The sequence below is a fragment of the Verrucomicrobiota bacterium genome, from assembly GCA_038744685.1.
Taxonomy (GTDB): domain Bacteria; phylum Verrucomicrobiota; class Verrucomicrobiia; order Opitutales; family Puniceicoccaceae; genus Puniceicoccus.
This window is the reverse complement of record JBCDMB010000039.1, coordinates 17,064-27,202: the sequence shown is the minus strand read 5'-3', so window position 1 is coordinate 27,202 and position 10,139 is coordinate 17,064. Positions and strand designations below refer to the sequence as shown.

General features: G+C 52.1%; 7 protein-coding genes. 4 read left to right on the top strand and 3 right to left on the bottom strand.

The window, feature by feature from the left end:
• Positions 1-864: transposase (locus AAGJ81_15005; protein MEM0967454.1), on the bottom strand; the 864-nt coding region annotated here is incomplete at its 3' end.
• Between the two features lie 116 nt (positions 865-980).
• On the opposite strand from AAGJ81_15005, the gene proS reads away from it, so the two are divergent.
• The gene (gene proS, locus AAGJ81_15000) at positions 981-2,492 is read left to right on the top strand and encodes a proline--tRNA ligase (protein MEM0967453.1); all 1,512 of its coding nucleotides are present in this window, start codon (positions 981-983) and stop codon (positions 2,490-2,492) included.
• Between the two features lie 17 nt (positions 2,493-2,509).
• Here proS and AAGJ81_14995 read toward each other — a convergent pair whose 3' ends face one another.
• Both AAGJ81_14995 and AAGJ81_14990 read right to left on the bottom strand, forming a co-directional pair.
• A complete protein-coding gene (locus tag AAGJ81_14995) occupies positions 2,510-3,445 on the bottom strand; it encodes a metalloregulator ArsR/SmtB family transcription factor (GenBank protein MEM0967452.1) in 936 nt (311 codons plus the stop codon).
• A gap of 45 nt (positions 3,446-3,490) precedes the next feature.
• On the bottom strand, positions 3,491-5,374 hold the full coding sequence (locus tag AAGJ81_14990) for a GreA/GreB family elongation factor (GenBank protein ID MEM0967451.1): 1,884 nt from the start codon (positions 5,372-5,374) through the stop codon (positions 3,491-3,493).
• 56 nt (positions 5,375-5,430) lie between these two features.
• Between AAGJ81_14990 and AAGJ81_14985 the strand changes: the two genes are divergently transcribed.
• The 3 genes from AAGJ81_14985 (at position 5,431) to AAGJ81_14975 (ending at position 10,119) form a co-directional block, all read left to right on the top strand.
• Complete coding sequence (locus AAGJ81_14985) at positions 5,431-6,705, top strand: transcription antitermination factor NusB (GenBank protein ID MEM0967450.1); 1,275 nt, start codon at positions 5,431-5,433, stop codon at positions 6,703-6,705.
• A 62-nt stretch (positions 6,706-6,767) separates the two neighbouring features.
• Positions 6,768-7,241: a redoxin domain-containing protein gene (locus tag AAGJ81_14980; GenBank protein ID MEM0967449.1), complete on the top strand. Its 474-nt coding sequence runs from the start codon at positions 6,768-6,770 to the stop codon at positions 7,239-7,241.
• Positions 7,242-7,290: 49 nt separating this feature from the next.
• Positions 7,291-10,119: an aconitate hydratase gene (locus AAGJ81_14975; protein ID MEM0967448.1), complete on the top strand. Its 2,829-nt coding sequence runs from the start codon at positions 7,291-7,293 to the stop codon at positions 10,117-10,119.
• Positions 10,120-10,139 lie beyond the last annotated feature (20 nt).

Sequence of the window (10,139 nt, the reverse complement as noted above, 5' to 3'; positions counted from 1 at the left end):
CGCTGAGAGCTGCGGCTGCGTAGCGGCCTGACTAGCGACAAAGGCCTCCGAGCCCAGAACCCTTCCGTCGGTGAAGTAGCGCACCCTGCAGCGCAGCACCACGGTCAGCGGCAGTTTACCCTTCTCCCTCTCCAACACCCGAAGGGCTTCCTCTCGGCTCAGGACAGCCTTCCCCTCTTTCTCCTCTGAACCTGATCCGTAGAGCGTCTGTCGGTAGCCGGACAGATCCCCCCCAAGAACCGAGAGGCCCTCGCGCGCACGGGTGCCTCCTCCAACCGCTTCCCCGTAACCGCAAAAGCGGTAGTCTTTAGGATCTTTTACTAGTCCGGCTCGGACCGCATTGAGGTCGATATAGGCCGCTACCGTGCGCAGTGCCCATCTCTCTCCCTCAACCAAAACGCTCTTAAACCGGTCTGACCACAGCGGTCCGTAGCGGTCGTGTGTGCGATTGTACCAGAGGGTAAACCGCTGCTTCAGCGTCTTCATCAGCCACGAGACGTCATGCATGCGTTCCAGCAGCTGACGCCGCACAGGCTCCCCTGCGGAAGTAGAGAGCAGACGATCAAGCGCTCCAGCGCTCAGAGGCTGCCAGGGCGTCACCCGAGGGTAGAGCACCCCGTAACGCCTCACCAGTTCAGTATCACTGATCTCCTGCTTCTCCGGAACCTCTACCAGCATATGGAAGTGGTTCTTCATCAAAGCATAGGTAATCACCCGCACCCCCGAAAATTCCGCAACCTGCCACAGCATCCGACGAAGCACCTCCTTCTCCACATCCCCAAACAAAGCCTCCCCATTCACCGTCCGGCTCATCACATGATAGTAACCCACACCACGATCCACCAACCTACGCCTTCGTTTCATGGAGGAAAGATCATCTTCAGGTCTGGATATGTCAATCTTTATTTACCTGGTTTATTATTGTAAAAATCAAAATTAGCTCGTCATCGTCTTCAGTAAACCAAAGCGTTGGGCAGATCATGACTAAGAAGAAAGAGGGTCATACTTCTGCCATACATCCTACCCGCTCCGAAAATTATCCAGAGTGGTACCAGCAGGTCATTAAGGCCGCTGAACTTGCCGAGACCAGTCCCGTGCGGGGATGCATGGTGATCAAGCCTTGGGGCTACGGGTTGTGGGAGAATATGCAGAGAATACTAGACGGTATGTTTAAGGAAACGGGCCACGAAAACGCTTACTTTCCTCTCTTCATCCCCCGGAGCTTTCTGCAGAAAGAAGCCGAACATGTGGACGGATTTGCGAAAGAGTGTGCGGTGGTCACTCACTCCCGGCTAGAGACTGACGAAAACGGAGTTCTTCAACCAACGGGTGAACTGGAGGAACCACTGATAGTCCGCCCCACGTCTGAGACCATTATTGGGGAAACCTATTCCCGTTGGGTTCAATCCTACCGTGACCTCCCTATTCTCATCAACCAGTGGGCCAACGTCGTTCGTTGGGAAATGAGAACGAGAATGTTTCTTCGAACCTCCGAATTTCTCTGGCAGGAAGGCCATACGGTTCACGCCACGGAAGAAGAGGCCGTTAAAGAGACCCACCAAATGCTCGATGTGTACGAGACTTTTGCCCGCGATTACCTGGCGATCCCGGTCGTCAAGGGTGAGAAAACCGCTGCCGAACGGTTTCCCGGCGCTGTCGCTACGTTTAGCATCGAGGCAATGATGCAAGACACCAAAGCTCTTCAGGCTGGAACCTCTCACTTCCTCGGCCAGAACTTTGCGAAAGCAAGCGAGATCAAGTTTCTCAACGCATCGGGTCGCGAGGAGTACGCTTGGACTACTTCATGGGGAGTCTCGACCCGTTTGGTCGGAGCTATGATCATGGTGCACAGTGATGATGACGGACTTGTCCTTCCTCCGAAGGTTGCTCCTCAGCAAGTCGTAATCATCCCCGTTATCCCAAAGGAGGAACACCGAGAGTCTGTGCTCTCCTACTGCAAAAACCTCGAAAACGATCTTTCTGGTCTTGCCTATGCAGGTCAACCCGTGCGGACGAAGATTGACGAAAGGGACATGAGAGGAGGCGAAAAGGTTTGGAGCTGGATCAAAAAGGGAGTTCCGATCCGCCTCGAAATCGGACCTCGTGATGTTGCCTCCGAAGCCGTCTTTCTCGGAAGGCGCGACAAAGGTCCGAAAGAAAAGGAGTCCGTTTCACGCAGTCGGATCGTGGAAATTCTCCCAGAGATACTCTCTGAGATCCACGATAGCCTCTATTCCCGCGCATTGGCATTTCGGAATGAAAACACGAGAACGATCGAGACTCAGGACGACTTTTACTCCTGGTTCAGTTCTGAGGAAAGCTCTGGATTCGTTTTGTGTCCCTGGGCAGGAAGCGAAGAACTCGAAAAAGAGATCTCCACGAAAGCAAAGGTCACCATCAGGTGTATTCCTCTTGACGATCCCCGAAAAGGTACTTGTCCATTCACGGGAGCAGCAGACGCGCCCATGGCCGTTTTTGCAAAGTCTTACTAGAGGTCAGACCGACCGCATCAACCGGGCCTTAGGCCTGTCGCTAAAAGGGTGACGAACCCTGGGTCTTGATCCTCCTTTGCAACACTGGAGACCTCTACCGACCGAAAACCAGCCTCCCGTAAGAAACGATACAGATCGTTCTCTGAAAAGCCGAGCCACTGATCAGCATAAAGCTCACGCGCTTTCTCAAATTGATGCTCTGAAAGGTCTAAAACAGCAAGTCTTCCGCCTGGCTTCAAAATCCGAAACGCCTCTTTGATCGCCACTGCCGGCTTATCCGCATGATGTAATGCCTGACTGAGGAGCGCCAGATCTACAGATCGGTCCGGTAGTGGCACTTCCTCGATGTCTCCCAGTTTGTAGTCAAGATTCTTGAGACCATTTTTTTTCGCAAGTTCAGTTCCGACCTCGACCATCTTTTTAGAGTTATCGATGCAAAAGACCTTTTCGGCATTTCTAGCCAGTAAATGAGACAGCATACCTTCTCCCGCTCCAAGGTCGGCTACCGTCACTCTTGGAGTCAAAAGCAGGAGGAAGTGACCGATCGCTTTCCACGATCTACCAGGACAATAGCTGCGCCCGAGACGACCCGCTACCAGATTGAAATATTTTTCGGCAACCTGCTTTCGCTGTTCGAGGACGCGCTGGAGGTTTTGTTGGTCGCGAGAAAACCATTCTTCGTCCTCAGCAAGCGTCAGAGCTGACTGGATCAGCTTTCTGACGGGTCCCTTCAAATCGGGATTCAAGCCGTAGAACGTGTGTTTTCCCTCACGGCGATCCAAGACTGTCCCTCCCTGCCGCAGGAGGCCGAGATGGGAAGAGATGCGCGACTGGCCCATCCCGAGAATCTCCTGTAGCTCTGCCACGGAAAGCTCCTCTTCACCCACCAGTGCGAGAATGCGAGCCCTTGTCGGCTCGGAGAGCAGACGCAAAGTTTCCCACCCGTCTGCCATTGCGCTTAGTTCGTCTGTTTCAGAAAAAAGGCGACCCAAACTAGGCTACCACGATTGATCCACCCAACGAGCGAGTGATTCCACTTTCCACTCTTCCCTAATTCCATCGACCTCGGTTTCGACGACGTCTCCCACCTCTTTGGCAAGCAGCATTTGTCCCAACGGAGTGAGGTAGGAAAGCACGTTTCGATCAGGGTCGCTATCCCAAGCTCCGAGGATCGCGTATTTTCTCGTTTTGCCGGATGAACCCTCGAGGAGTTCAACCACAGAACCAATACCAACGGAGTCCGCTGAAGCATCGCTGAAATCAGTCACCCGAGCCCGGGCAAGATCGCGATCCAGGTCAGCCTTTCGGGCCAATAATGTATCCTGATCCTGCCTGGCCATCTTGTATTCAGCGTTTTCCCGCAAGTCTCCATGCTCTTTCGCGGTTTCAATCGCCTGCTTGTTCTCAGGAATCTTTACCCCAACTAACTCTTCGTACTCTCTCTTCGCTGCGTCGAAGCTATCTTGTGAGACAGTCAAGGCGGCATCTGCTCCAGCGTCGGTCTCAGCCTCCGCCTCCCTTTCGAGAAGACTTTGGATACTCGGATATTTCCGAATGAAACGGACCAGGAGGGACTTTTTCGTTAAATCATCAAAACCCTGATTCAGCAAAAGCGTTTGCGCCAAATCTCTCGCCGTCTCCGCCGTGCCCCGATCCAAAAGGAGGGGAATCAACTCCGTATCGTCACTTAAAGCATCCGCCAGTGGTATCCGCCGTGTGGATGCGTTCTGGAGGGACTCCAGATCAATTGCGTAAAAGACCGCATTGAGAAGACGAGGGCTCAGAAGCCCATCGATCAACTCAGAGTATTTTTGAGAGTTACGATTCTTGATGATCCATTGAAGAATGGGTCCTCTCATCGTCTGCTCATTGAGCCACCGTTCGAAGCAATCCTGAACGCGCGCTTCCTTCTTTTTTTCGTAGAGGAATGCAATACATTCACTCGTGAATTTCCCTTCGCTGTGCCGCAAAAGTCGGACAATGATATCCTCCCACTTATCCGGGTACGTGCGGGTGAGCAAATCCAAGAACCGATGGTAGTAGGCAGCGGGAAGTTCATCGGCCAGCTTCTCGAAGTTTTCTGCAGATTCTTCGATGATCGAGAAAGAAGTCGGCTCAAGAGTCTCCACATCCATGTCGGTGGAATCATCGCGGGCAAGGTCGTTCCGTACCCAAACACCATGCAGTCGGTCAGCGTGAGTCAGAAGTTTGGTGTCTTTAATGGCTCGAGTAAGCGTCTCCAAGACACTTTCCAAATGTTCCTTAAGCTCGGTCTTATCCTTGGATAGGGCGTAAAGTTTCTCAGCAAGAAGAATCTTCTGTTTCGCCTTCTTCGTCGCGAAAAACTCCTCCAAGATTTCTTCTTCAGGGGTAATCTCCTCCTCCCGCAAAACGAACGGGTCCGTCTTTTTCGATGGAACGGCCACCCTCGGCTCGCGGATCAAATCCTTCTTGGTATCCGTCCACCATTTCTTCCTTTTACGATCCTGAGGAATCAGAAACGCCAGCTGACGTTCAATCTCAATTGCCGTCGCCTGGCGATCCTCCTTGGAACCGAGAATTGAAATCACAACGCCGACCCGATCCTTGTCGATCATCTCGTCGACCGCTTCGCCTTCCGTGCGTTTCCGGACAAGTATGTCATCAGGTGCAAGGACATCGAGTTTATCCACGCAAAAGGCAGGATCCATCGCGTGACCCTCCTTACCTTCTTCGAAATCGATTATGAGCTTGTTTGCATCCGCGTCGTAGCTCTGGATTTTCCCAAATCCCCAACTACGGTGAATGCAATAGGCCCCCGGTTGCATCGCTTCCAACTTTGCTCGCGAAGACTCCAATTTTGAGTCTCCAGCAATCAACTGATCGATCGTTTCTGAATCCATAAATGTTTGTGGCAACCTGCTCTTTGGAAATATTACAAAAGGATAATAGTGACTAGATGAGTGAGTATGACAACAGTTTTTCCGAGAGCGGTCAGAGCCTCGCTCACCAGTGGCTCAACTGCTACTTGACGACGCCCCAGAAGGCCTCATCAATTCGGGAAAACGCAGATTCGGCTGAAGGTTCTGAACAGTTGAGGAGACGAGCCCTTCGCCTGTTTAATTCCACCCTCCGAAACCTCCTTCTCTACGACTCGATTCTAAACAAGTTCGTCGAGCGAAAACCCGAAACAAAACTCCGAGCCTGCCTTCTCCTCTGCCTCTCTGAAATCGACCTGGCGAAATGCATCAATGCTCCACCGATTATTGATTCATGGGTAAACTTTGCCAAAAAAACTTCTGGGAGGAACCAGGCCGGTTTCGCAAACGCGGTTTCGCGAAAAGCCTTCGGGGCAATTCGATCCATTCGAAACGACCCACAGAGCACCTCGTTGAGCAACTTGTTCTCACACCCCGAATGGCTGATCGATCATTGGACGAAACAATTTGGAGAAAGGACCACTAAGGACTTGCTCCAGTGGAATCAAAGACAGCCAAAGATTTATTGCTCCAGTAACCAGAAGCCCTCGGAGGCCAACCGCCTCCAACCGTCCCGATGGCCGAGGTTTTTCGAGCTTCCTAAAGGCCTTGGTTCAGCTCTATCCGCTTCCCTCAAGGACGGTTCCACTACGATTCGTGATCCTGCAACACGACTTGCAGAAGCAATGGTACTTTCCAACAGTCCGAAAACGGTACTCGACCTTTGCTCAAGTCCCGGCGGAAAAGCGAGAGCCATCCTCTCTAACCCGAAACGACCAAAAAGCCTAGTTGCTGCAGATTTGGAACCTCGGCTTGATCGACTCAAAGAAAGCCTCCAACCCTGGGTGGATTGCACCTCTATCGAACCCCTCGACCTGAGCAATCCGCACACCTTCCCATCCGGGTGGGCGAACCGCTTTCCTGCCGTTTTACTGGACGCGCCCTGCACAAATACCGGCGTAATTCGGCGAAAACCCGACGTAAAATATCGCTTGTCGTCCGATGACTTGAAGAAAATGCCGCTCCTTCAACAGAACTTTCTTCGAGAAGCGTCGTCTTTTGTGGCTCTGGGTGGGAACCTCATCTACAGCACCTGCAGCATCGAACCGGCAGAAAACCGATGGGTAGTGGATCAGTTTCTGCGCTCACCGGATGGATCTGACTTTCGACTCACTGGAGCGATTCAGACGATACCCACCGTTACTGGACACGACGGGGCCGGAGTCTACCGACTTCTTCGGGTCAAGGGGCGTTGACACCCCAAATTCGTTGAACTACTTGTTTCGTCTCACTTAGGCAAAAATCACAAAAAACAGTCATGGCACTCGCAGTAGGCACAAAAGCACCCGATTTCACTTTGAAGCAAAAGACCGAGGACGGTTTCGTTGACGTAACCCTCTCGGACAATTTTGGAAAGAAAAACACAGTTCTTCTCTTTTTTCCGTTTGCATTCACCAGCGTGTGCATGTCCGAAATGTGCTCCGTCCGGGATACGTTAAACCAATTCACCGAGCTCAACGCGGACGTCTTTGGAATCAGTGTAGACAGTCCTTTCACCTTGGAGGTGATGGCAACTAAAGAGAATATTTCGTTCCCCCTCCTAAGCGACTTCAACAAAGATGTCGCCGAGAGCTACGACGTGCTGTATCCCGATTTACTCGGGTTGAAAGGCGTCGCGAAAAGGTCGGCCTTTGTAGTCAACCCGGACGGCGAAATTGTTTATACGTGGTCGAGTGACGACCCTAAGAACGTTCCGGATTTTCCCGAACTGAGGGCGGCGATCAAGGCCTGACCATTTAGTTTAAATCACACCCCCCTCACAGTCGAAACGGCACGGATTCATGAACAATCCCTTCAATAGCCTTCAGCCATTCAAGAGCGGCAACTCTTCCGGTAAGTTCTACTCACTCCCTGAGTTGGAAAAGCAAGGCGTTGGTCCCATAAGCAGGCTTCCGGTAAGTATACGGATCGTTCTCGAGTCGGTCCTTAGAAATTGCGATGGACAGAGAATTTCTGAGGATGACGTCACTAGACTTGCGAATTGGAACGCAAAGAGTCCTGCACAAGAGGAAATTCCCTTCACAGTCTCGCGAATTGTTCTTCAAGACTTTACGGGTGTGCCGCTTTTAGTCGACCTGGCCGCGATGCGGGATGCGGCAGCCCAGCTGGGCAAGGATCCTTCCGTTATCGAACCATTGGTTCCGGTGGACCTAGTTGTGGATCATTCCGTGCAGGTAGATCGGGCGGGAACAGCAGAAGCCTTTCGCCAGAATCTTAGATTCGAATTTGATCGTAACCGTGAGCGCTACGAGTTCCTCAAGTGGGGGCAGCAGGCATTCGACACCTTTAGCGTAGTTCCCCCTGCGATAGGAATCGTTCACCAAGTCAACCTCGAGTATCTCGCGAAAATCGTATTCGAACGGAAGATACAGGGAGAGACTGTTTTTTACCCGGATACTTTGGTGGGGACCGATTCTCACACGACAATGATCAACGGGATTGGAATTGTTGGCTGGGGTGTTGGTGGCATCGAAGCGGAAGCGGGAATGCTGGGGCAACCGGTCTATTTCCTAACACCTGAAGTCATTGGTGTAAACCTCACCGGATTCCTCCGGGACGGGGTTACCGCTACCGATCTTACCCTGCGGATCACCGAAATGCTGCGGAAGCGAAAGGTTGTTGGGAAGTTTATCGAGTTTTTTGGTGAGGGGGTTGAACAGCTAACACTCGCCGACCGGGCAACCATTGCCAACATGGCCCCAGAATACGGGGCAACAATGGGTTTCTTCCCCGTGGACGAGCAGTCGCTAGACTATATGAGGGTGACAGGACGCTCTCCTGATCAGATCAATTTGGTGAGAGACTACCTAAAGGCACAGGGGCTTTACGGAATTCCAAAGAAGGGTGATATCGATTACACTGAGGTGATTGATTTGGAGATCGGCACTGTAGTTCCCTGCACTGCCGGACCGAAAAGGCCGCAAGATCGAATCGATATCCCGGAATTGAAGGAGACATTTGGAGAGCTTCTAAACAGCCCACTTGCCGATGGAGGATTTGGAAAGAGCGACGATTTAGACCGGTCCGTCCGCGTCCACGCGATCGAGCAACCAGTGGGCAACGAGATATCTGGTGGAGACAACTTTTCGCAAACTGCTCCCGGGACGGATAGAAACGCGCAGGAGATGGTTTCTGACCGTCCGGCCTTTCCCTCTCGTGATGTTCATCACGAGCATGAAGAAGCTGAGGAGCTTAAACATGGATCGGTCGTAATTGCTGCGATCACGAGCTGCACAAACACAAGCAACCCGAGCGTCATGCTCGCAGCCGGTCTCGTTGCCAAGAAGGCGATCGAAAAAGGTCTATCGGTGCCGGATTACGTGAAGTCCAGCCTGGCTCCAGGTTCCCGTGTAGTAACGGATTACCTCAGCAAAACAGGCCTCGACCAATACCTGGATCAACTCGGTTTCCAACTGGTCGGTTACGGGTGCACCACTTGTATCGGAAACAGCGGACCGTTAGACGATGAGATTGAGGCCGCGATCAAGGAAGGGGATTTGGTAGCCGCCAGTGTCCTGTCTGGAAATCGCAACTTTGAAGCACGGGTCCACAGCTCAATCAAAGCGAACTTTCTCATGTCTCCTCCTTTGGTAGTAGCCTTCGCTTTGGCTGGTAGAGTCGACATCAACCTCGATCTGGAGCCAATCGGAACCGGGAAAGACGGAGTTCCAGTTTTCCTTTCCGATCTGTGGCCCACCCAAGCGGAAATCAAGGAATTGATCGAATTTGGCATCACCCCGGAAATGTTTCAGGAAAAGTATTCAGAAATCGTCAGCGCAAACGAGGAGTGGACGGAAATTTCCTCGGCGACCGGAGACCTCTATCAATGGGATGAGGATAGCACCTATATCCAAAACCCACCATTTTTTACCGATTTTCAGCCAAAGCCGGGAATGATCGAACCCATCCTCGGGATGCGCCCTCTTGCAATCTTCGGGGATTCGGTCACCACCGACCACATCTCCCCTGCAGGAGCCATACCTCCAGACGGACCCGCGGGGAAGTTCCTCATCTCAAAAGGGGTTGAAAAGAGATTTTTCAACTCATTTGGATCAAGGCGCGGTAATGACAGAATCATGACCCGTGGAACTTTTGCTAATGTGCGGATCAAAAACGGACTAGCCGGAGGAAAAGAGGGGGGCTACACCCGACTGATGCCTTCCGAAGAGGAAACCACCATTTTTGAAGCCTGCGAAACCTACCGCGAGCAGGGTATTCCCCTGATCGTCATTTCGGGTAATGACTACGGCATGGGAAGTTCCCGTGATTGGGCTGCGAAAGGAACCGCTCTTCTCGGCGTCAAGGCGGTCATTGCCCAGAGCTATGAGAGAATTCACCGGAGTAACTTGATCGGAATGGGGGTTCTCCCTTTGCAGTTCAAGGAAGGCCAAAATGCTGAATCGCTCTCACTCGACGGTAGTGAGATCTTCTCATTACCTAAAATCACTGACGATCTAGCACCCCAGACGGAGACAGAACTAGTAATTGAAAAAAGCGACGGATCAACGGAATCTGTCACTGTTCTGGTGCGGATCGACACTGGCGTAGAAATTGAATACTACCGCCATGGCGGCATCCTTCCCTATGTCTTGAGAGACCTTACGAGATAACATCTTTTGGAGAGACCCCT